This is a genomic window from Leeia sp. (assembly GCF_041909055.1).
Classification (GTDB): Bacteria; Pseudomonadota; Gammaproteobacteria; order Burkholderiales; family Leeiaceae; genus Leeia; species Leeia aquatica.
In genome coordinates, this window is record NZ_JAYREC010000002.1 from 167,623 (window position 1) to 189,270 (window position 21,648).

General features: G+C 60.0%; 20 protein-coding genes and 4 tRNA genes. 18 read left to right on the forward strand and 6 right to left on the reverse strand.

Annotated features, from left to right (window positions below):
* The first annotated feature begins 7 nt into the window (after nucleotides 1-7).
* From nuoI to ACE3O2_RS06545, 8 genes are all read left to right on the forward strand, one after another.
* The gene (gene nuoI, locus ACE3O2_RS06510) at nucleotides 8-487 is read left to right on the forward strand and encodes an NADH-quinone oxidoreductase subunit NuoI (RefSeq protein ID WP_308418713.1); all 480 of its coding nucleotides are present in this window, start codon (nucleotides 8-10) and stop codon (nucleotides 485-487) included.
* Between the two features lie 33 nt (nucleotides 488-520).
* Nucleotides 521-1,147, forward strand: coding sequence for an NADH-quinone oxidoreductase subunit J (locus tag ACE3O2_RS06515; RefSeq protein ID WP_168875698.1), 627 nt, complete (start codon nucleotides 521-523; stop codon nucleotides 1,145-1,147).
* A gap of 13 nt (nucleotides 1,148-1,160) precedes the next feature.
* A complete protein-coding gene (gene nuoK, locus ACE3O2_RS06520) occupies nucleotides 1,161-1,466 on the forward strand; it encodes an NADH-quinone oxidoreductase subunit NuoK (protein WP_168875697.1) in 306 nt (101 codons plus the stop codon).
* A 90-nt stretch (nucleotides 1,467-1,556) separates the two neighbouring features.
* On the forward strand, nucleotides 1,557-3,605 hold the full coding sequence (gene nuoL / locus ACE3O2_RS06525; protein WP_374335882.1) for an NADH-quinone oxidoreductase subunit L: 2,049 nt from the start codon (nucleotides 1,557-1,559) through the stop codon (nucleotides 3,603-3,605).
* A 45-nt stretch (nucleotides 3,606-3,650) separates the two neighbouring features.
* Entirely contained in the window at nucleotides 3,651-5,150 is a 1,500-nt protein-coding gene (locus tag ACE3O2_RS06530) for an NADH-quinone oxidoreductase subunit M (RefSeq protein ID WP_374335884.1), read from the forward strand.
* Nucleotides 5,151-5,214: 64 nt separating this feature from the next.
* A complete protein-coding gene (gene nuoN / locus ACE3O2_RS06535; protein ID WP_374335886.1) occupies nucleotides 5,215-6,660 on the forward strand; it encodes an NADH-quinone oxidoreductase subunit NuoN in 1,446 nt (481 codons plus the stop codon).
* Nucleotides 6,661-6,663: 3 nt separating this feature from the next.
* Entirely contained in the window at nucleotides 6,664-6,984 is a 321-nt protein-coding gene (locus tag ACE3O2_RS06540) for a DUF2818 family protein (protein WP_374335888.1), read from the forward strand.
* 91 nt (nucleotides 6,985-7,075) lie between these two features.
* Nucleotides 7,076-7,152: transfer RNA gene (locus ACE3O2_RS06545), tRNA-Val, on the forward strand.
* Nucleotides 7,153-7,209: 57 nt separating this feature from the next.
* On the opposite strand, the gene fdhA is transcribed toward ACE3O2_RS06545, so the two are convergent.
* The gene (gene fdhA / locus ACE3O2_RS06550; RefSeq protein ID WP_374335890.1) at nucleotides 7,210-8,412 is read right to left on the reverse strand and encodes a formaldehyde dehydrogenase, glutathione-independent; all 1,203 of its coding nucleotides are present in this window, start codon (nucleotides 8,410-8,412) and stop codon (nucleotides 7,210-7,212) included.
* A gap of 367 nt (nucleotides 8,413-8,779) precedes the next feature.
* Here fdhA and thrS point away from each other — a divergent pair, with 367 nt between their 5' ends.
* The 9 genes from thrS (at nucleotide 8,780) to ACE3O2_RS06595 (ending at nucleotide 16,279) form a co-directional block, all read left to right on the forward strand.
* Nucleotides 8,780-10,687 (forward strand): threonine--tRNA ligase, encoded by a 1,908-nt coding sequence (gene thrS / locus ACE3O2_RS06555; protein WP_374335892.1) that lies wholly within the window; start codon nucleotides 8,780-8,782, stop codon nucleotides 10,685-10,687.
* A 21-nt stretch (nucleotides 10,688-10,708) separates the two neighbouring features.
* Complete coding sequence (infC, locus tag ACE3O2_RS06560) at nucleotides 10,709-11,233, forward strand: translation initiation factor IF-3 (RefSeq protein WP_168876880.1); 525 nt, start codon at nucleotides 10,709-10,711, stop codon at nucleotides 11,231-11,233.
* A 133-nt stretch (nucleotides 11,234-11,366) separates the two neighbouring features.
* Nucleotides 11,367-11,564, forward strand: coding sequence for a 50S ribosomal protein L35 (gene rpmI, locus ACE3O2_RS06565; RefSeq protein ID WP_168875689.1), 198 nt, complete (start codon nucleotides 11,367-11,369; stop codon nucleotides 11,562-11,564).
* 12 nt (nucleotides 11,565-11,576) lie between these two features.
* Nucleotides 11,577-11,933, forward strand: a complete 357-nt coding sequence (gene rplT / locus ACE3O2_RS06570) for a 50S ribosomal protein L20 (RefSeq protein WP_168875688.1) — start codon at nucleotides 11,577-11,579, stop codon at nucleotides 11,931-11,933.
* 83 nt (nucleotides 11,934-12,016) lie between these two features.
* The gene (gene pheS / locus ACE3O2_RS06575; RefSeq protein ID WP_374335895.1) at nucleotides 12,017-13,027 is read left to right on the forward strand and encodes a phenylalanine--tRNA ligase subunit alpha; all 1,011 of its coding nucleotides are present in this window, start codon (nucleotides 12,017-12,019) and stop codon (nucleotides 13,025-13,027) included.
* A 39-nt stretch (nucleotides 13,028-13,066) separates the two neighbouring features.
* A complete protein-coding gene (pheT, locus tag ACE3O2_RS06580; RefSeq protein WP_374335897.1) occupies nucleotides 13,067-15,481 on the forward strand; it encodes a phenylalanine--tRNA ligase subunit beta in 2,415 nt (804 codons plus the stop codon).
* 16 nt (nucleotides 15,482-15,497) lie between these two features.
* Nucleotides 15,498-15,809, forward strand: a complete 312-nt coding sequence (locus ACE3O2_RS06585; protein ID WP_168875685.1) for an integration host factor subunit alpha — start codon at nucleotides 15,498-15,500, stop codon at nucleotides 15,807-15,809.
* Nucleotides 15,787-16,161 (forward strand): MerR family transcriptional regulator, encoded by a 375-nt coding sequence (locus ACE3O2_RS06590; RefSeq protein WP_374335899.1) that lies wholly within the window; start codon nucleotides 15,787-15,789, stop codon nucleotides 16,159-16,161. Before ACE3O2_RS06585 ends, ACE3O2_RS06590 begins: the two co-directional genes overlap by 23 nt.
* Nucleotides 16,162-16,202: 41 nt before the next feature.
* Nucleotides 16,203-16,279, forward strand: a tRNA-Pro gene (locus tag ACE3O2_RS06595).
* A gap of 69 nt (nucleotides 16,280-16,348) precedes the next feature.
* On the opposite strand, the gene ACE3O2_RS06600 is transcribed toward ACE3O2_RS06595, so the two are convergent.
* Genes ACE3O2_RS06600 through ACE3O2_RS06610 form a run of 3 tightly spaced genes read right to left on the reverse strand, consistent with a single transcriptional unit; the run spans nucleotide 16,349 to nucleotide 19,293 of the window.
* Complete coding sequence (locus tag ACE3O2_RS06600; protein ID WP_374335902.1) at nucleotides 16,349-16,654, reverse strand: hypothetical protein; 306 nt, start codon at nucleotides 16,652-16,654, stop codon at nucleotides 16,349-16,351.
* Nucleotides 16,655-16,668: 14 nt separating this feature from the next.
* A complete protein-coding gene (locus ACE3O2_RS06605; protein WP_374335904.1) occupies nucleotides 16,669-18,594 on the reverse strand; it encodes an EAL domain-containing protein in 1,926 nt (641 codons plus the stop codon).
* Between the two features lie 12 nt (nucleotides 18,595-18,606).
* Nucleotides 18,607-19,293, reverse strand: a complete 687-nt coding sequence (locus ACE3O2_RS06610) for a transglutaminase-like cysteine peptidase (RefSeq protein ID WP_168875681.1) — start codon at nucleotides 19,291-19,293, stop codon at nucleotides 18,607-18,609.
* Nucleotides 19,294-19,482: 189 nt separating this feature from the next.
* Here ACE3O2_RS06610 and ACE3O2_RS06615 point away from each other — a divergent pair, with 189 nt between their 5' ends.
* Entirely contained in the window at nucleotides 19,483-21,306 is a 1,824-nt protein-coding gene (locus ACE3O2_RS06615; RefSeq protein WP_374335906.1) for a TolC family outer membrane protein, read from the forward strand.
* 118 nt (nucleotides 21,307-21,424) lie between these two features.
* Here the strand turns inward: ACE3O2_RS06615 and ACE3O2_RS06620 are convergent.
* A tRNA-Glu gene (locus ACE3O2_RS06620) sits at nucleotides 21,425-21,500 on the reverse strand.
* A 59-nt stretch (nucleotides 21,501-21,559) separates the two neighbouring features.
* Nucleotides 21,560-21,635: transfer RNA gene (locus ACE3O2_RS06625), tRNA-Ala, on the reverse strand.
* Nucleotides 21,636-21,648 lie beyond the last annotated feature (13 nt).

Consider the following 21,648-nt stretch of genomic DNA (forward strand, 5'->3'; position numbering starts at 1 on the left):
GAACCCGATTCGCAATTTTTTCAAAACCTTCCTGCTGTACGAGTTGCTGCAGGGCATGGGCGTGACCCTGCGTCACATGTTTGCCCGCAAGATTACCGTGCAGTTCCCGGAAGAAAAGACGCCGCAATCGCCGCGTTTCCGTGGTCTGCATGCTCTGCGCCGTTACCCGAACGGGGAAGAGCGCTGCATTGCCTGCAAGCTGTGTGAAGCGGTGTGCCCGGCGATGGCGATCACCATCGAGTCCGAACAGCGTGACGATGGGACCCGCCGCACCACCCGTTATGATATCGACCTGACCAAGTGCATCTTCTGCGGTTTCTGCGAAGAATCCTGTCCGGTTGACTCGATCGTCGAGACCCGCATTCTGGAATACCACGGTGAAAAGCGCGGCGATCTGTACTACACCAAACCCATGCTGCTGGCGGTGGGTGACCAGTACGAAGCACAGATTGCCAAGGACCGCGAGGCGGATGCGCCGTACCGCTGATCCTACCGCATACATGACAGGGCGAAACGCAAGATGAGTCTGCAACTAATCACTTTTTACCTGTTCGCCACCATTCTGGTGGTGGCAGCGCTGCGGGTCGTGACGGCCCGTAACCCGGTACATGCGGCCTTGTTCCTGGTGCTGTCGTTTGTGACCGCCAGTGGCTTGTGGGTATTGATTCAGGCCGAATTCCTCGGCGTGGGTCTGGTGCTGATCTATGTCGGTGCCGTGATGGTGCTGTTCCTGTTCGTGGTGATGATGCTCAACATTGACATCGAAACCATTCGCAAGGGCTTCTGGAAGAGCCTGCCGCTGGCCGGTGTGGTGGCCGCCATCATGGTGGGCGAACTGGTGCTGTTGCTCAAACAGCGCGGTGCCGATGTGGGTGCGCCGAATGGCGTACTGGTTCAGGCCAGCAACAGCAAGGCGCTGGGCAAGCTGCTGTACACCGACTATATCTATGCTTTTGAAGTGGCCGGCGTGCTGCTGCTGGTGGCCATCATCGCCGCCGTGGCGCTGACCCTGCGTCACCGCAAGGATCAGAAGTATGTGGACCCCGGCATGCAGGCCAAGGTGAAGCGCGAAGACCGCGTGCGCCTGGTGCAAATGGCTGCCGAAAAACCGCAGGCTCCGGCTGCCGAGCAGCCGGCGGCTGAATGACAGGAGACATCGCGTGCTGACCTTGACCCATTATCTGGTGCTGGCCGCCATCCTGTTTGCCATCAGCGTGCTGGGCATCTTCCTGAACCGGCGCAACCTGATTGTGTTGCTGATGGCGATTGAACTGATGCTGCTGGCGGTGAACATCAACTTCATCGCGTTTTCGCAGTTCCTGCATGACATGGCAGGGCAGGTGTTCGTGTTCTTCATCCTGACGGTGGCGGCGGCTGAATCTGCCATCGGTCTGGCGATTCTGGTGGTGCTGTTCCGTAACCTGAACAGCATCAACGTGGAAGACTTGAGTACGCTGAAGGGCTGATCCTGCGGCAGTTCGCCGCAAGGGGAGGGGAGGCGAGCTGCATCGCCCCCTGTTGAGAGATTCAAACGATATACAGGCACGACGTCCGCTATGCAAAATCTGTATCTGCTTGTCCCGTTAGCGCCGCTGGTCGGTGCCCTGCTGGCTGGCTTGTTCGGCAAGTTCATCGGCCGGGCGGGCGCCCATACGGTTACCATCCTCGGTGTGCTGGTGGCTTTTGTGCTGTCCGCCTACGTGCTGCATGACCAGATGACCGTCGGCAAGCCCTACAACGGCACGGTTTACCAGTGGCTGACGGTGGATGGCATCAGCTTTCAGGTCGGCTTCCTGATCGACCGTCTGACCGCGATGATGATGGTGGTGGTGACCTTCGTGTCGCTGATGGTCCACCTGTATACCGTGGGTTACATGGAAGAAGATCCGGGCTACCAGCGCTTCTTCAGCTACATCTCGCTGTTTACCTTCGCCATGCTGATGCTGGTGATGGCCAATAACTTCGTGCAGCTGTTCTTCGGCTGGGAAGCGGTGGGTCTGGTGTCCTACCTGCTGATCGGTTTCTGGTACAAGAAGCCGACCGCCATCTTCGCCAACCTCAAGGCCTTCTTGGTCAACCGTGTCGGTGACTTCGGCTTTGTGCTGGGGATTGGTCTGGTGTTGGCGCACTTCGGCTCGCTGGACTACGCTGATGTGTTCCGTCAGGTGGGTGTCGGCCTGCCGGCTGCTGAAGCCGCTGCGCATCAGCAATTCTGGCAAGGCGTGACGCTGAACCTGATCGGCAGCCAGCAATGGCCGCTGATGGCCGTGATCTGTATCCTGCTGTTTGTCGGTGCCATGGGTAAATCGGCCCAGTTCCCGCTGCATGTATGGCTGCCGGACTCGATGGAAGGCCCGACCCCGATTTCTGCGCTGATCCACGCCGCGACCATGGTGACCGCCGGTATCTTCATGGTGGCCCGCATGTCGCCGCTGTTTGAACTCTCCGACGTGGCACTGAACGTGGTGCTGGTGGTCGGCGCGATCACTGCGCTGTTCATGGGTTTCCTCGGCATCATCCAGAACGACATCAAGCGCGTGGTGGCGTACTCCACCCTGTCGCAGCTGGGCTACATGACGGTGGCGCTGGGTGCATCCGCCTACTCGGTGGCGGTGTTCCACCTGATGACGCACGCCTTCTTCAAGGCGCTGCTGTTCCTCGCGGCTGGTTCGGTGATCATCGGCATGCACCATGATCAGGACATCCGCAACATGGGCGGCCTGCGCAAGTACATGAAGTGGACCTGGATCACCTCGCTGATTGGTTCGCTGGCGCTGATCGGCACCCCGTTCCTGTCCGGTTTCTACTCCAAGGACAGCATCATTGAAGCGGTGCACATGTCTGATCTGCCGGGTGCACACTTCGCTTACTTTGCGGTGATCGTGGGTGTGTTCGTGACCGCCTTCTACTCCTTCCGCATGTATTTCCTGGTGTTCCACGGCGAAGAGCGTTTCCGCCATGTGAAGCACGATGACCATCACGGTCATGACAACCATCACCATGGTGGCGAGCCGCATGAGTCGCGCTGGGTGGTGACCTTGCCCTTGGTCCTGCTGGCGGTTCCGTCGCTGGTCATCGGTTATCTGGCCATCGAGCCGATGCTGTATGGCAACTTCTTTGACGGCGTGATCTACAGCCACGGTCACCATGTGATGACCGAGATGAAGGAAGAATTCGAGCACGCTGGTGGCTCGGCACTGGCCATGGGCCTGTCGGCAGTCAAGCATGCCCCGTTCTGGCTGGCACTGGCCGGTGTGGCTCTGTCTTGGTTCTTCTACCTGAAGGCACCGTCGATCCCGGCCCGCATCAAGCAAGTCTGCGCGCCGCTGTATCGCTTGCTGGAAAACAAGTATTACCTGGATGACTTGTACTTCAACGTGTTCGCCCGTGGCGCACGGGGTCTGGGCTGGTTGCTGTGGAAGGTGGGCGATGTGCTGTTGATCGACGGCCTGGTGGTGAATGGCAGCGCCAAGCTGGTGGGCCTGTTCTCCCGCATTACCCGTCGTGCACAGACTGGCTTGCTGAACCACTACGCACTGGTGATGATCCTCGCCAGCATGGTGGCGATCACCTACTGGTTCAGCCAGTTGTTGTTCAAGCACTGAGACACGCTCCGGCATACAAACAAAACAGAACGTATTGGGTCTTCTATGTTTGAGAATCATCTGTTAAGTCTGTCGATCTGGTTACCCATCCTGTCCGGGGTGTTGGTGCTGATTGTCAGCTCGCTGCTGGCCACGACGCAGGTGCGCTGGGTGGCCTTGCTCGGTGCGCTGGCCAGTTTCCTGGTCACGCTGCCGCTGTTTACCGGCTTTGCCGATCTGCACGGTGGCCTGCAGTTCATTGAGAACTACGACTGGATCACCCGCTTTAACATCCGCTACAGCCTCGGGGTGGATGGCATCTCCATGCTGTTCATCGTACTGAACAGCTTCATCACCCTGCTGGTGGTGCTGGCGGGCTGGGAAGTGATCCAGGAGCGTGTGGCACATTACCTGGCCGCCTTCCTGATCATGTCCGGTCTGATCAACGGCTCGTTTGCCGCCAGCGATGCCATGCTGTTCTACGTGTTCTTTGAAGCCATGCTGATCCCAATGTACCTGATCATCGGTATCTGGGGTGGTCCGCGCCGGGTCTATGCCTCGGTCAAGTTCTTCCTCTACACCCTGCTGGGCTCGCTGCTCTTGCTGGTAGCTTTCCTGTACCTCAGCCAGCAGGCCGGTGGCAGCTTCAGGATTGCGGACTTCCACAAGCTGAGCGTTGCCAAGGATGTGCAGGTGTATCTGCTGATCGCCTTCTTTGCCTCGTTTGCGGTGAAGGTTCCGATGTGGCCGGTGCATACCTGGTTGCCGGATGCCCACGTGGAAGCGCCGACCGGCGGCTCCATGGTGCTGGCAGCCATTACGCTGAAGATCGGCGGTTACGGCTTCCTGCGCTTCTGTCTGCCGATTGCGCCGCACGCCAGCCAGCAATATGGTTGGGTGATTGTGGCGCTGTCGCTGGTGGCGGTGGTGTACATCGGCATGGTGGCTCTGGTGCAACAGGACATGAAAAAGCTGGTGGCGTACTCCTCCATCTCGCACATGGGCTTTGTGACTCTCGGCATCTTCCTGTTCTCCGGTACCCAGCTCAACGCGGTGGCGGTGGAAGGCGCGATGCAGCAGATGATCTCGCACGGTTTCGTGTCTGCCGCCATGTTCTTCTGCATCGGCGTGATGTACGACCGCGTGCACAGCCGCCAGATTGCTGATTATGGTGGCGTGGTCAACACCATGCCCAAGTTCGCCGCCTTCTTCATGCTGTTTGCCATGGCCAACGCCGGCCTGCCAGCCACCAGTGGTTTCATTGGTGAATTCCTGGTGATCCTCGGTGCCACCAAGGTGAACTTCTGGGTGGGCATGCTGGCAGCCACCACCCTGATCTTTGGTGCGGCCTATACCCTGTGGATGTACAAACGCGTGATCTTTGGTGACATCGCCAATGACCATGTGCGAGAACTGACTGACATCAACGCCCGTGAAGCCCTGGTGCTGACCTTGCTGGCTGCTGCCGTGCTGGGCATGGGCCTGTACCCGGAGCCGGTTGCCCAGAAGCTGCACGCTTCGGTAACCCAACTGATTACGCTGGTGGCCGAGAAGCAGGCCATGTAAGGAGGCCGGTGGCGCTTGGCGCTACCGGTATGCTTGCCATCACTTACGCTGGAAATTGAACCCAATGATGCTCGCTGGAATCAACCTCACACCCGCGCTGCCGGAATTGTTCCTGCTGTGTGCCGCTTCGTTGCTGCTGATTGTCGATCTGCTGCTCGGTGACGAGCGACAAAACCTCAGCAACGCACTGAGCCTGCTGGCCTTGCTGGGTACTGGCTGGCTGGTTTGGCACAACCAGCCGGGAGATGCCGCCCAGTACACCTTCAACCGCATGTTCGTGTTGGACGGCATGGCGTGGGTAACCAAGCTGGCGGCAGTGATTACCGTCGCCCTGGTCATGGTGTTTGGTCGTGTTTATGCGGAAGACCGGGGCTTCTTCAAGAGCGAATACCGCATCCTGATGCTGTTTGCGCTGTTTGGCCTGTTCGTGCTGATCTCCGCCAACAACCTGCTCGCCATGTACGTGGGGCTGGAAGTGATGTCGCTGGCCACCTACGCCTTGGTGGCGCTGGAGCGTGACAGCGTGCGCAGCACCGAAGCCGCCATGAAGTACTTTGTGCTGGGCGCCTTGGCCTCCGGCATGCTGCTGTACGGCATGTCCATGGTCTACGGTGGTACCCGCACCCTGTTCGTGGAAGACATCGCCGCCATGCTGAGCAGTGGTGCGGCCAATGCCATTCTGGTGAAGATTGGTCTGGTGTTCATGGTAGCCGGTCTGGCGTTCAAGCTGGGAGCTGTACCGTTCCACATGTGGGTGCCGGATGTGTACCACGGCTCGCCGACTGCGGTGACCCTGTTCGTCAGCTCGGCTCCGAAGCTGGCCGCTTTTGTGTTCCTGACCCGTACGCTGGTGATCGCCCTGCCTGCCTTGCATGTGGACTGGCAGATGATGCTGACGGTGCTGGCGGTAGCCTCCATCGCCATTGGTAACCTCACCGCCATTGCGCAGACCAACCTCAAGCGCATGCTGGCGTACTCGGCCATCTCGCACATGGGTTTTGTGATCCTGGGCGTGATGACCAATACGCAGGACGGTGTCGCGGCGTCGATGTTCTATGTCGTCACCTACATGCTGATGACGCTGGGCGGTTTTGGCCTGATCTTGTTGCTGGCGCGTAGCGGCTTTGAAGCCGAAAACCTGTCCGACCTCAAGGGTCTGGCCAAGCGTAGCCCGCTGTTCGGTGGCGTGCTGCTGCTGGTGATGTTCTCGATGGCCGGTATCCCGTCCACGGTGGGCTTCATCAGCAAGTTCTCGGTACTGAGCGCGGTGCTGGCGTCCGGCCAGACCTGGCTGACGGTCACGGTGGTGCTGCTGTCGGTGATTGGCGCTTTCTACTACCTGCGCATCGTCAAGCTGGCCTATTTTGATGCACCGGAATCGTCTGAAGGCTTTACCCGCTGCCCGAGCCAGCGAGTATTGCTGGTTCTGACCGCGCTGGCGATTCTGGCACTCGGCGTGATGCCGCAATGGCTGCTGGATCTGTGCAGCCGTAATATTCACCTGGGTTAAGCCATGGCACAGTCCACCAGCCTGTTACTGTTGCTCGTGGGCTGGCTGCTGCTGGCCAACCTGCCGTTCCTGCTCAATCGCCCGCTGCTGATGGTGTGGAAACCCGTCAGCAAGCCGGTGTGGATGCGGGTGCTGGAATGTGTGATGTGCTTTGCACTGGCGCTACTGCTGGGCCGCATGCTGGAATCGCTCAGCTCGCCGGTGCACAGTCAGAACGTGATGCCGTTTTACGTCAGCGTATTCTGCATCTTCCTGGTATTTGGTTTCCCTGGGTTTACCTACCGCTATCTGTGGCCCCGGCGCAAGCCTGCCCGTGCGGCGTGATACCAGCGGGCGATCTGAAAAAAATCGCCCGCAAACGCGCACAGGGCCTTGCGCAGTACAAATCAGGCTGGTATAGTCTCGCTTCTTCGTTAGGCACGTAGCTCAGCTGGTTAGAGCACCACCTTGACATGGTGGGGGTCGTTGGTTCGAGTCCAATCGTGCCTACCAACGAGTACAAAAAAGCCGCAAGTTCTCACTTGCGGCTTTTTGCTTTTCAGCGTCAGCTCATGCGGCCCGGCGGATCAGCGCATGCGGGTCAATCACAAACTTCTGCGGCGCACCGGCATCGAACTGGGCATAGCCGTTCGGGGCCTGGTCCAGCGTGATGACTTGCACCCCGACCACTTCGGCGATGTTGATGCGATCCCACAGGATGGCCTGCATCAGCGCCCGGTTATACTTCATCACCGGGGTCTGGCCGGTAAAGAAGCTGTGCGACTTGGCCCAGCCCAGACCAAAGCGGATCGAGAGCGCACCGCGCTTGGCGGCATCGTCTACCGCACCCGGATCATCGGTCACGTACAGACCGGGGATGCCGATCTTGCCCGCCGCACGGGTGATTTCCATCAGCGAGTTCAGCACGGTGGCGGGGGCCTCGAAACGCACGCCATCGTGGCCGTGGCCACGGGCTTCAAAGCCGACACAATCCACCGCGCAATCCACCTCCGGTGTCCCCAGAATCTGCGCGATCTGTTCGCCCAGGGTGGCATCCAGCGACAGGTTGACGGTCTCAAAGCCCACCTTGCGGGCATGCTCCAGCCGGGCCGGGTTGACATCACCAACGATCACCACCGCCGCGCCCAGCAGGCGAGCCGAGGCCGCCGCCGCCATGCCTACCGGACCGGCCCCGGCGATATAGACGGTAGAGCCGGGCCCCACCCCGGCAGAGGCTGCGCCATGAAAGCCAGTGGGCAGAATGTCGGAGAGGCAGGTGAGGTCGCGGATCTTCTCCATGGCGCGGTCGCGGTCGGGGAAGGCCAGCAGGTTGAAGTCAGCATACGGCACCATCACATACTCAGCCTGACCACCGATCCAGCCGCCCATGTCGACATAGCCATAAGCGCCACCGGCACGGGACGGGTTCACGTTCAGGCACACGCCGGTGGCTTGTTCTTTGCAGGTACGGCAGCGACCACAGGCCACGTTGAAGGGAACCGATACCAGGTCGCCCAGCTTCAGGGTTTCCACGTCACGACCCACTTCGATCACCTCGCCGGTGATCTCATGACCCAGCACCAGGCCTGCCGGTGCGGTGGTACGGCCGCGTACCATATGCTGGTCCGAGCCGCAGATATTGGTGGAGACCACGCGCAGGATCACGCCGTGTTCGATTTTTTTGCCAAACGGATTTTCCAGTTTCGGGAAAGGGATGGATTGCACCTCTACCTTGCCGGGCCCTACGTAAACGACACCACGATTGCTCGTCATCTTGCCTCCTCGTCATTGGGATGGTGGATCAGTTCGACGGCTGCTGCTTCGGCGGGGCGGTGTGCCGGGTCGGAGCAACTCGCCGATTGTTCGCCTCGCAGCTGCAGGCCACGACACCATTCCCGACCATGACATGTCATTGGGCGTCATTCGAAGGCGGCCGGGGCGCTATCCAAAATGCACTTCATCAGGTATGATGGTCAGGAATCCATCCCTCCATCAGGACGAGTGATCATGCAACTGACCCGAACTACTACGACTAGCTGAGTCATCTCGCCGGTAGAGTTCGCGTATTGGTTGTTGAAAAAAAGTGCGGCTCGACCGCACTTTTTTTTGCCCGTATTTTCCTTACAGGACCCACAGGATCATGCCGATAGCCCGTTTACCCGATGGCTCCAAGCGCGAGTTTGAGCAGCCGGTTTCCTTGTATGATGTCGCCGCCAATATTGGTGCTGGTCTGGCCCGTGCTGCACTGGCAGCCCGCCTCAATGGCAAGCTGGTCGACCTCTCGACCCTGCTGACCGAAGACGCCGATGTCGCCATCGTCACCGAGCGTGATGCAGACGGGCTGGAGATCATTCGCCACTCTACGGCACACTTGCTGGCCTATGCCGTGAAGGAACTGTATCCGGAGGCTCAGGTCACCATTGGCCCGGTCATTGAAAACGGCTTCTACTATGATTTCTCCTACCAGCGCCCGTTCACGCCAGAAGACCTGGGGGTGATCGAAAAGCGCATGCAGGAGCTGGCCAAGCGCGACATTCCGGTGACGCGCAAGGTGCTGCCGCGTGATGAAGCGGTCAGCTACTTCAAGGGCATCGGCGAGCACTACAAGGCCGAGATCATTGCCTCCATCCCGCAAGGTGAAGATGTGAGCCTGTACAGTGAGGGTGACTTCACCGACCTGTGCCGTGGCCCGCACGTACCATCTACCGGCAAGCTCAAGGTATTCAAGCTGATGAAGGTGGCCGGTGCTTACTGGCGTGGCGACTCCAACAACGAGATGCTGACGCGCATCTACGGTACCGCCTGGGCCAAGAAGGAAGACCTCGAAGCCTACCTGTTCCAGCTGGAAGAGGCTGAAAAGCGTGACCATCGCCGTCTGGGCAAGCAGCTGGACCTGTTCCACCTGCAAGACGAAGCGCCAGGCATGGTGTTCTGGCACGCCAAGGGCTGGCATCTGTGGCAGATGGTGGAGCAGTACCTGCGCAAGAAGCTGGCCAAGGTGGGCTATAACGAAGTGCGTACGCCGCAGCTGATGGACCGCACCTTTTGGCAGCGTTCCGGCCACTGGGACAACTACCGCGAAGGCATGTTTACCACCGAATCGGAAAAGCGCGATTACGCGCTGAAGCCGATGAGCTGCCCGGCGCACATCCAGATCTTCAATAACGGTCTGCGCTCTTACCGTGAGCTGCCGATCCGGCTGGCCGAGTTTGGCGGCTGCCACCGCAATGAGCCGTCCGGCGCCTTGCATGGCCTGATGCGGGTACGTGGCTTTGTGCAGGATGATGGCCACATTTTCTGTACCGAAGGCCAGTACATTGAAGAGGTCAAAGCCTTCCACAAGCTGGCGATGGAGGTATATGGCGATTTCGGCTTTGATCAGGTGGCGATCAAGCTGTCGCTGCGCCCGGAAAAGCGTGCCGGTAGCGATGAGCTGTGGGACATGGCCGAAGAAGGCCTGCGTGCGGCATTGCGCGCCTGTGAAGTTGAGTGGGAAGAGCTGCCGGGCGAGGGTGCCTTCTATGGTCCCAAGGTGGAATACCACATCAAGGACGCGCTGGGCCGCTCCTGGCAATGCGGCACCATTCAGCTTGATGCGGTGCTGCCGGAGCGTCTGGATGCCGAGTATGTCACGGAAGACAATGGCCGTCGTCGCCCGCTGATGCTGCACCGGGCCATCATCGGCTCGTTTGAGCGTTTCCTCGGCATCCTGATCGAACACCACGCTGGTAGCTTCCCGATGTGGCTGGCGCCGGTGCAGGCGATGGTGCTCAACATTACCGACCGTCAGGCTGAATATGTGGGCAAAGTGGTTGATTTCTTGAAAGAACAAGGCTTTAGCGTTGACTCGGACTTGAGAAACGAGAAAATAACCTATAAAATTCGCGAGCACAGTTTGCAGCGTCTGCCGTATTTGCTGATTGTCGGCGATAAAGAAATGGAAGCCGGCGCCGTGGCCATACGCAACCGCAAAGGTGAGGATCTGGGGCAGCTGCCGCTGGCCGAGGTGGCCGCGCTATTCCGCGCGGACGTGGTCGGGCGGCGCTAAGTCGTTCAATAAACAGGAGATATTGTCATCGCTCAAGAGAAAGAACCGCGCATCAACTACGAGATCAATCTGCCGGAATTGCGGTTGGTCGGGCTGGAAGGCGAACAGCTGGGTATCATGAGTTCGCGCGCCGCCCTGCAGTTGGCGGAAGAAGCTGAAGTCGATCTGGTAGAAATTGCACCGCAAGCCCAACCTCCGGTCTGCCGTCTGATGGACTACGGCAAGTACAAGTACCAGGAGAGCAAGCGCAAGCAGGAAGCCAAGTCCAAGCAAAAGCAGATGCAGGTGAAGGAAATCAAGTTCCGCCCTGCGACGGACGAAGGCGACTATCAGGTCAAGATGCGGAATCTGATCCGGTTCCTCAATGAAGGTGACAAGACCAAGATCACCTTGCGCTTCCGGGGTCGGGAAATGGCCCACCAGGAGTTTGGCCTTAACCTGCTCAAGCGGGTGGAAGCCGATCTGGCCGAGCATGGCACGGTGGAGCAGTTCCCGAAGCTGGAAGGTCGCCAGATGATCATGGTGATCGCGCCGAAAAAGCGTTGATCGCCAAAGTATGAAGCGGGCAGGGTGCCCTGCCTGCCGCAAGTTTCCCGGTAACGGGAAAACAGGCGGTGTCCGTGGTTTAAGTGTCGAACGGTTCGACCACCCGGCGCCGATTTGAAAAAAAGGTAATACCATGCCGAAGATGAAAACCAAGAGCAGCGCGAAAAAGCGCTTCAAGGTTATGGGCAGTGGTGCCGTGAAGCGCTCCCAAGCGTTCAAGCGTCACATCCTGACCAAGAAGACCACCAAGAACAAGCGTCAACTGCGTGGCAGCGCAGCAGTTCACAGCACCAACATGGCTTCTGTCCGTGCCATGTTGCCGTTTGCATAAGGAGTATGAACAATGCCACGAGTTAAACGCGGTGTAACGGCACGTGCCCGTCACAAAAAAGTTCTCGCGCTGGCCAAGGGTTATCGCGGTCGTCGGAAAAACGTCTATCGCATCGCCAAACAGGCGGTGATGAAGGCTGGCCAATACGCCTACCGTGACCGTCGTCAACGCAAACGTCAGTTCCGTCGCCTGTGGATCACCCGCATCAACGCGGCCGCTCGCGAACTGGGTCTGTCGTACAGTGTGTTCATGAATGGCCTGAAGAAGGCAGCTGTGGCTGTGGACCGCAAGGTTCTGGCCGATCTGGCTGTTTTTGACAAGGTGACCTTTGGCAAGCTCGTTGAGCAAGCCAAGGCAAGCCTCGCCTAAGCCTGCTGGCACACAAAGGGAGGCTGAATCAGCCTCCCTTTTTTTTCCCTGTTGAACCGTCTACGGACTGGATTGAAATCTTTATGCGTAGCCTTGCCGACATTGTCGCAGAAGCCCAATCGACCCTCAGTGCCATCACCGACGAAGCGGTGCTGGAACAAACCAAAGCCCGCTATCTGGGCAAGACGGGGGAGCTGACCGAGCACATGAAGGGCTTGGGCAAGCTCAGCGCCGAGGAGCGGCCGCAAGCTGGGCAATTGATCAACCAGGCCAAGGAAGCCATCGAAGCGGTACTGAACGCGCAGCGTCAGGCGCTGCAGCAGCGCAAGCTGGATGCCCGGCTGGCAGAGGAAGCGATTGATGTTTCGCTGCCGGGGCGTGGACGTGGCTGTGGCGGCATCCATCCGGTCAGCCGTGCCTGGCTGCGGATCGAAGAAATTTTCCGTTCCATTGGTTTCGACGTGGCCGACGGCCCGGAAATCGAGGACGACTGGTATAACTTCAGTGCACTCAATCAGCCGGAGAACCACCCGGCGCGCTCGATGCACGACACCTTCTACGTGGACGACGCCAGCGGTCAGCCGCTGCTGCTGCGCACCCATACCAGCCCGATGCAGGTGCGCTATGCCCGCATGCATCAGCCGCCGATCAAGGTGATTGCACCGGGCAAGACCTACCGGGTGGATTCGGACGCCACCCACTCGCCGATGTTCCACCAGGTCGAAGGCCTGTGGATCGCCGAGGACATCAGTTTTGCAGACCTGAAGGGGGTGTATACCAACTTCCTGCAACAGTTTTTTGAGACCGAAGACCTGGAAGTCCGCTTCCGGCCTTCCTTCTTCCCGTTTACCGAACCGTCTGCCGAGATCGACATGCGCTTCGGCAGTGGCCGCCTGAAGGGCAAATGGCTGGAAGTGTCCGGCTCCGGGCAGGTGCACCCCAATGTGGTGCGCAATTTCGGGCTGGACCCGGAGCGCTATACCGGTTTTGCCTTTGGCAGCGGTATCGAGCGCCTGGCCATGCTGCGCTACGACATCAACGACCTGCGGCTGTTCTACGAAGGCGACCTGCGTTTCCTGCGCCAGTTTGCCTGAGCAGCACCCCGATTATTGACATCCATACCGTAGGCGATCATGCAATTCTCTGAACAATGGCTGCGTACGCTGGTCAATCCGGCGTTGACGACTGAACAACTGACCCACTTGCTGACCATGGCTGGTCTGGAAGTGGAAGACTGCGATCCGGTGGGCGTGCCGTTCAGCAAGGTGGTGGTGGGGCATATCCTCAGCACCGAACGGCACCCGAATGCCGACCGGCTGAATGTGTGCAGCGTGGATGTGGGCGGCGAAACCCTGCAGATTGTCTGCGGTGCACCGAACGCCCGCGCCGGGATCAAAATCCCCTGCGCGCTGGTAGGGGCGGCTTTGCCGGGTGAGAGCGCAGACAAGCCATTTGTGATTGCGCCGGTCAAGATGCGGGGCGTGGAGAGCTTTGGCATGCTGTGCTCGGCCCGCGAGCTGCGCCTGTCGGAAGACCACGGTGGCCTGCTGGAACTGCCTGAAGACAGCCCGGTGGGGGCTGACGTCTACCAGCTGTTGCAGCTGGACGACCAGAAAATCACCATCAAGCTGACGCCCAATCGCGCCGATTGTCTGTCCCTGATGGGGGTGGCGCGGGAAGTCTCGGCGCTGACCGATACCCCGCTGCAGATGCCGGAGATGTTACCGGTGTCGCCGCAGAGCGACGCCACCTTCCCGGCGCGCATCAGCAGCCCGGCTGGGTGTGGCCGCTTTGGTGGCCGGGTGATCCGCAATGTGGATGCCAAGGCACAGACCCCGGCCTGGATGGTGCAGCGGCTGGAGCGCGCTGGTCTGCGCTCGATTTCCGCGCTGGTGGATGTGACCAATTATGTGATGCTGGAGCTGGGCCAGCCGCTGCATGTTTACGATCTCGACCGCCTGCAAGGCAGCATCGACGTGCGCTTTGGCCGCGCTGGCGAACAGCTGCAGCTGCTGAATGAACAGACGGTGACGGTGGACGAATCGGTGTTGCTGATTACCGACGACAGCGGCCCGATTGGCCTGGCTGGCATCATGGGTGGCCAGTCCACCAAGGCGGAGCTGCATACCCGCCACATCTACCTGGAAGCGGCATTCTTCTTCCCGGTGGCGATTGCCGGGCGTGCCCGCCGCTACAATTTCAGCTCGGACGCCTCGCACCGTTTCGAACGCGGTGTGGATTTCGATGGTACGGCCCGTGCCATGGAACGCGCCAGCCAGCTGATTGTGGAGATCTGTGGTGGCGAGCCGGGGCCGGTGCAATGGCAAGTGGCCGAGCTGCCCGCCCGCCCGCCGGTGAGCATGCGCACCGTGCGTGCCCGCAAGCTGATTGGGGTCGACATTGACGACGACACCATGCAGCAGATTTTCCGCCGCCTCGGCTTGCCCTGCCAGCGTAGCGAAGAGGGCGGCGAGGTGCGGCTGGTGGTGACGCCGCCATCGTATCGCTTCGATCTGGAAATTGAAGAAGACCTGGTGGAAGAAGTGGCGCGGGTGTACGGCTTTGAGCGCATCCCGGCCCGCCCGCCCAAGGTACCGGCCAACATGCGGATCGCTACCGAAGCCACCCGCTCGCTGCATCAGCTGCGCGTGCTGCTGGCCGATGTGGATTATCAGGAAGTGATCAACTACAGCTTCGTCGAACGTGCCTGGGAGCGGGATTTTGCTGGCAACGACAATGCGATTGCCCTGAAGAACCCGATCGCCAGCCATCTGGAAGTGATGCGCTCCAGCCTGATCGGTGGCCTGGTCAGCACCCTGCGCTATAACCTCAACCGCAAGGCTGCCCGGGTGCGCCTGTTCGAGCTGGGCAAGGTGTTCCTGCGTGATGCCAGTGTGCAGAATGGCCCGCTGACGGTGGCCGGCTACGCCCAGCCAATGCGGGTGGCCGCCTTGGCCTGGGGCAGCGCGCTGCCGGAGCAGTGGGCGGATAGTGGGCGTGCGGTGGACTTCTTCGATGTCAAGGCAGACATGGAACAGTTATTGCAGGCTTCCGGTACGGTACGCTGCATCAAGGACAGTCACCCGGCATTGCATCCCGGCCGCTCGGCGCGGGTGCAACTGAACGGGCAGGACATCGGCTGGATCGGCGAACTGCACCCGCAGTGGGTTCAGGCGTATGATCTGCCATCAGCACCGGTAGTGTTCGAGCTGGAAGCATCGCCGGTATTACAGGTACCTTTGCCGGACTATCAGGACATTTCCAGCCTGCCGGCCGTGCGGCGAGACCTCGCCCTGGTGGTGGACCAGCAGCTGCCTGCACAGCAGCTGGTCGATGATTTGCGCGCCAGTGCACCTGCGCTGGTGACCGAAATCAGCCTGTTTGATGTGTATGCAGGTAAAGGCATAGAAAGCGGTAAAAAGAGCCTTGCGCTTCGCGTGATGTTGCACAATACTCTGAAGACTCTGACCGACGAGGAAATCGAGGGTGCGATTGCCACCCTGCTGGTAGAGGCTTCACGGCAACATGGCGCGCAACTGCGCAACTGACGTCGTGGGGGCGATAATGGTAACAACCTTGACCAAGGCCGAACTGGCCGACGTCCTGTTTGAGCAGGTCGGTTTGAACAAGCGGGAAGCCAAGGAAATGGTGGAAGCCTTTTTCGAGGAAATCCGCACCTCGCTGGAAGCGGGGGAAAGCGTCAAGCTGTCCGGCTTTGGCAACTTCCAGCTGCGGGACAAGCCGCAGCGTCCGGGTCGCAATCCGAAAACCGGAGAAGAGATTCCGATTACGGCGCGTCGCGTGGTGACTTTCCATGCCAGCCAGAAACTGAAGGGACTGGTCGAAACCAGCCATGGTCGAAACGAACAAGCCTGATCTGCCGCCGATCCCGGCCAAGCGCTATTTCACCATCGGAGAAGTGAGCGACTTGTGCGGGGTGAAGCCGCATGTGCTCCGCTATTGGGAGCAGGAGTTCACCCAGCTCAAACCGGTCAAGCGGCGCGGCAACCGCCGTTACTATCAGCACCATGAGGTGCTGCTGATCCGTCGCATCCGCGGTTTGCTGTACGAAGAAGGCTTCACCATCAGCGGTGCGCGCAATCGTTTGTCTGAGCTGGATCTGGGCATCGATGCGCCGGTATCGGCGCATACGGCACCGGTTGCCGCTGAGCCGGTCCTGCCGATCCGGCAGTCGCTGGGAGAAATTCTGGCAATCTTGCGCGCCTGACTGGCATTCCTCGCGGAATTCGGTATAATCGCGGGCTCGGTCGGGGTGTAGCGCAGCCTGGTAGCGCACCTGCATGGGGTGCAGGGGGTCGGAGGTTCGAATCCTCTCACCCCGACCATTCAAATGATAAAGGTCGCTTGGGCGACCTTTTTTCATATCAGCTTGACCTGCAGTCTGGTCAAAGACTTCACGGTTTGGCTGGCTTCGGCACATCATCCCACCAGGCCAGGGTTTTGACGCCATTGCGGGTGAGAATGAAGAGATCAATATCCTTGATGCTTCGCCAGCGCTGATAGCTGTCCGGGGGCGTGCGGGCGTCCACCTGATAGGGCAATGCGCCATGCAGTACAATGGCCAACTCAACCTGCCCTCGGGCAAAATCATTGTGATAACCCTGCTCGCGACCGTGCTGATGACCCAGCTGATAGGTGAACGGAAGGGCGAGGGTGGGCAGGAGCAGTAGCGCCCAGCGTAAACCCGTGTGCATCGTCATTTATCGATCCCTCTTCAGCCACCATGTCGCGTCGCCGCAGGGCCGGTCACCCCTTGAATGCCTAATGCCTGCAAGGCTTGCCATTCCTGCTCGCTTTCCACCCGCTCGGCAATGGTGATGATGCCGAGGTTGCTGGCGATGTCGGCGATGGCTTTGACCAGCAGCTGGTTGCCCCGGTTGTCGTGAATCTGGTGGATGAAGCTGCCGTCCACTTTCAGGTAGTCCAGTCCCAGCTCATGCAGGTGTGGAATGCTGTTGAAGTGTCGGCCAAAGTGCTCAATACCCACCTTGCAGCCCAAGGGGCGCAAGCGGGTTGCCAGTTGCCCCAGTGCCTGCAGTTCGTCGCGGAAGCCATGCTCATTGACTTCAAACCACAGGTATTTGGCTTCGCGGTTGTGCTGGTTGAGCTGCAGCAGTAGCTTGCCCTGAAACTCGGTGGAGAGCACCGATTCGGCGGCGAGGTTGATGGCAACCGGTTGCCGGGCTTGCTTGACATGCTGCAGCGCCAGCCGCACCACCTCCAGATCGAGCTGCGGGATCAGGCCGAGGCGGGCGGCGGCGGGCATGAAACGCCCGGCGGGCAGCAGGCCGTCGCTTTCCAGATCACGCAGCCGCAGCATCAGTTCATCGTGCAGGCGTTCCCCTTGCATGTTCAAGACCGGGAACTGACCCAGGGCAAAGTGCTGCTGCTGTAGCGCCTGCTCCAGACGAGGCTGCCAGTGGGCGACATCCAGCATACGTGCACGGTCGGCCTGTTCGGCCTGTCGGGCCTGGTTGGCGCCGGTGGCCTGCGCCTGGGCCAGCGCCTCGCTGACCTGCTGCCACAGCTGGGCGGGGTCATCTTCGTGCTGGTACAGGGTAAAGCCGACATGTGCCACATTGTCCTGGTCGGTGAGCCCCTGGCGGTAGAGATCGGTCAGTCGGTCAAGGATTTGCTGCGCCAGATGGCGGGTTTCGCTGACATCGGCCCTCAGGTCGAGCAGGGCAAAATCGGCGCCGTTCAGGCGCGCCAGCAGGCGTTCATCGTCTTCTGCGGCGCTTTCACGGATGCGGTCGGCGGCTTCTCTCAGCAATTGGTCGGTTCGGTCCCGACCCAGCCGCTGGTTGATCCCGGCTAGGTCAAACAGCCGGATCAGCAGCAAGGCGCCGGTCGGTGGGGCATCGTCATCATGCAGGGCGCTGCGCAACCGGCTTTCGAAGTAATCGCGGTTGGCGAGGCCGGTCAGGGCATCGTTGTTGGCTTCCTGTCGCAGTTGCTCAATGCGGCTGGCCTGCTCGGCAAACATGGCCTTCACTTGGGTGACCATGCGGTTCATGGCCTGCGCCAGGCTGCGTAACTCAGGCGTGCGGGGCTCGGGAATGGTAATAAAGCGCCGCTCGGTGATTGCACGCGCCTGCTCGACCACGCGCCGCATCGGGCGCTGGATGGTACGCAGCAGGGCAGAGCCCATCAGCCCGGTCAGCACCCCGGCGATCAGGATCCACAGGAACAGCTTGAGCGCGCCATCCCACAGCGCCTGATAGGCAAAGCGGGTGTGGGCGATGATGGTGACGCTGCCAGACTGCATCCAGCCGTCTGATACCTGGGCCACCCCTTGACCCGCATCCAGCGGGAACAGGCGCACAAACCACTCCGGCACCTTGTCCGGTGGGGTACGGTTGACGCGCTCTACCAGGGTTTTGCCATGCACATCGCTATAACGCACCAGGCGGAAGTGACCATTGTCGAACAGCGCGCTGACCAGCAGCTCTACCGTGGCCGGGTCTTTCTTCTGCTGGGACATCGACAGTGCCAGCGAAGCGGCACTGTCGGTACTCTGCGTAAAGAGTTGCTGCTGCAGGTAGTTGCGGGCCGTAAACATGCTGACCACAAAGCTGCCTGAAAAGGCAATCAGCGTGGACACCACCACCACCAGCCAGAGTTGTCGGAACAGGGACACGGTCATTCCTTCCTAATCAAAACCTTCTGCCTGCATGCGCAGCAGCAATTCTTTCCAGCGCGAGAGGCGGTCTACCGGGCTGCCACTGCTGGCCGTGCCACCGGCCCACAGTCCATCACTGTTGAAGCTGAACACCGGCGTCAGGTCGCTGCGGCGTGAGGCCGGGCGGATGTCGGTAATCAGGTTGTCGAGCACCAGCGGCTCTGCATCGGGCGCCGCATAGTAGGTCAGCACCATATGCGCCTGGCTGATGCTGCTGTTCGGACCGCCAATGCGGGCGCGCACATAGGTGAGCCGCAGCTTCTGAACCGGTACGCCAAGCTCCTTCAGGCTGAAGTACTTGGCAATGACAAAATCTTCACAATCGCCGCTGCCCTTGCCCATGCTCTCCAGCGGTGTCGCCCAGTAGTCGGCCTGCCCCCATATGCTAACATCATCACTGAAGCTCAGGCGCCGGTTGAAGAATTCATTGAGGCGTTTCAGCTTGTCGGTTTCGCCCAGGCTGCGGCTGTCATTCATCAGCTCACGCCACTCGGCAAACAGGCGCTGGCCGTTTGCATTGCCGCGCAGGCTGGCAGCGCGTTGCAAGCGGTCAAAATCCCAGCCCAGTGAAGGCGGGGAGAGCAGCACAAGAAAAGGCAGCAACCAGACCCCCTTGTATAGCAGGGGGAGGGTTCGCCAAGCGGGCCAGCGGGACATGTCAGGACCGGTTACCGGACAGGAGTCATTCTATTATGGAACAGAAGCCGGCAACTGTCTGGAACGAGCCACAGCACGCTAGCGTGGTATGCGGGATACAGTTTAACAATCCTTGACAGATACCGTTGTATGCTAGGGTTACAATGCGCACCAGTCATCAAAGGCAAACCGGGCGAGGAAGGGCATTCCATGCTGAAGTTGAAGTGGACCGTTATGTGTGTGGGCTTGGCACTGAGTGTGCCCAGCATGTTATTGGCGGCTCCGGCAACCCTGAAGGAAGCCACCGAGCAGGCCATCATGAAGAATCCGGAAGTGCTGGCCAAGTGGCATGTGTTCAATGCTGCTGCTGCCGAGCAGGATGCAGCCCGTGGCGGCTTCCGCCCGCGTGTGGATCTGACCGCCGGCATTGGTCGTGAACATCAGGTCGATCCGGGTCAGAAGGACCGTGACTATACCCGCCGTGGGGTTACCTTGAGCCTGCGCCAGGTGCTGTTTGACGGTTTTGCCACCAGCAGCGAGGTCAAGCGTCTGGGTTACGCCAAGCTGGCTGGCTACTATGACCTGCTGGCCACCACCGACGACGTGGCACTGGAAGCCGGGCGTGCTTATATCGATGTACTGCGCTACCGCAAGCTGGCCGCGCTGGCACGCGACAATTACGGTGTGCACAAAGGCATCTTTGACCAGATCGAGCAGCGGGTCAAAGCCGGGGTGGGGCGTCGGGTGGATCTGGAGCAGGCCGCAGGCCGTCTGGCCCTGGCCGAATCCAACTGGCTGACCGATGAATCCAACCTGCACGATGTCACCGCACGTTTCCAGCGCATTGTGGGTGATCTGCCTGCTGCAGACCTGCAGGATGTGCCGTCGCTGGAGAAGAGCCTGCCTGCTGCGGCCGATCTGATGCCGGGGCTGCTCAAGCGCAGCCCGTCCTTCCTGGCTGCGGTGCAGAATGTACGCGCGGCGCGCGCCGAGGTGGACGTTCGAAAGTCGGCCAACCTGCCATCGCTGGAACTGCGTGCACGGCAGGATCTGAGCCGCAATACCGATGGCGTTTACGGCCGTCACAAGACCGGCGTGGTCGAGCTGGTGCTGAATTACAACCTCTATAACGGCGGTACCGATTCTGCCCGCATCCGCCAGTTCTCCGAGCGGCTTAACCTGGCCATGGATCTGCGCGACAAGGCCTGCCGCGACAGCCGGCAGATTTTGTCGATTGCCTGGAGCGATGTGCGCAAGCTGCGCGAGCAGCTCAACTATCTGGAACAGCATCAGTTGTCGACTGAGAAGGCGCGTGATGCCTACCGCAAGCAGTTCGACATCGGGCAGCGCACCTTGCTGGACTTGCTGGATACCGAGAACGAGCTGTTTGATGCCCGTCGCTCGCTGGTGGTCGCAGAGTATGAGCTGCAGCTGGCACAGCTGCGGGTGCTGGGCACCAGCTCCACGCTGTTGCCTGCGCTCAAACTGGCACCGATTACCGACACCCAGCCTGCAGAGCTGAGTGATGATCCGGCCGATGATAACGACCGGCTCAGCTGTGGTGACACCATGGTGCCGCTACCGGTACTGGATCGCAAGTCGGTTGTGGTCAAGCCGTATGTGGCAGTGACCGCCGATGCGCCTGCCGAGGCTCCGAAACCGGATGCCATCAAGCCAATGGCGGGTGGTTCGCTGAATGATACCTTGCTGAAGCTGGCGAGCGACTGGTCCGCCGCATGGTCTGGCAAGCAGGTGGATGCCTATCTGGCCTTCTATGCAGACAGCTTTGTGCCGGAAGGTGGCCTGAGCAGGGATCAGTGGGCCAAACAACGCCGCGCACGCCTGAGCAAGCCGGGCACCATCAGCGTCAAGCTGGAAGACGTGAAGGTCAGCAGCCAGGAGGGTAGCAAGGCCCGCGTGCAGTTCCGGCAGGTCTATCAGTCGGCAGACTTCAGCGATACCGTCAACAAGACGCTGGAGTTGGTGCAGGATGGCAACAAGTGGCGGATCGTGGCAGAACGCACGGCACCCTGATGTCGCTGTAGCAGCAGTGCAAGCGCCCGTCTTCATGGCGGGCGTTTTTCATTCAAGGTCGTGATGTTGGGATAGGTAGAAACAAAAAAAGCGCCCTTGCGGTGCGCTGATCTTGTGGTGGCGTCCCCACGGGGATTCGAACCCCGGTTATCGCCGTGAAAGGGCGGTGTCCTAGGCCTCTAGACGATGGGGACGTCGGTACAACTCTATTTCAAGGTTCAGACAGAAGCCTGTTGTCTGTTCCCTGCTTCGGTGGTGGAGGTAAGCGGGATCGAACCGCTGACCTCTTGCATGCCATGCAAGCGCTCTCCCAGCTGAGCTATACCCCCTTGCGAAGAGAGG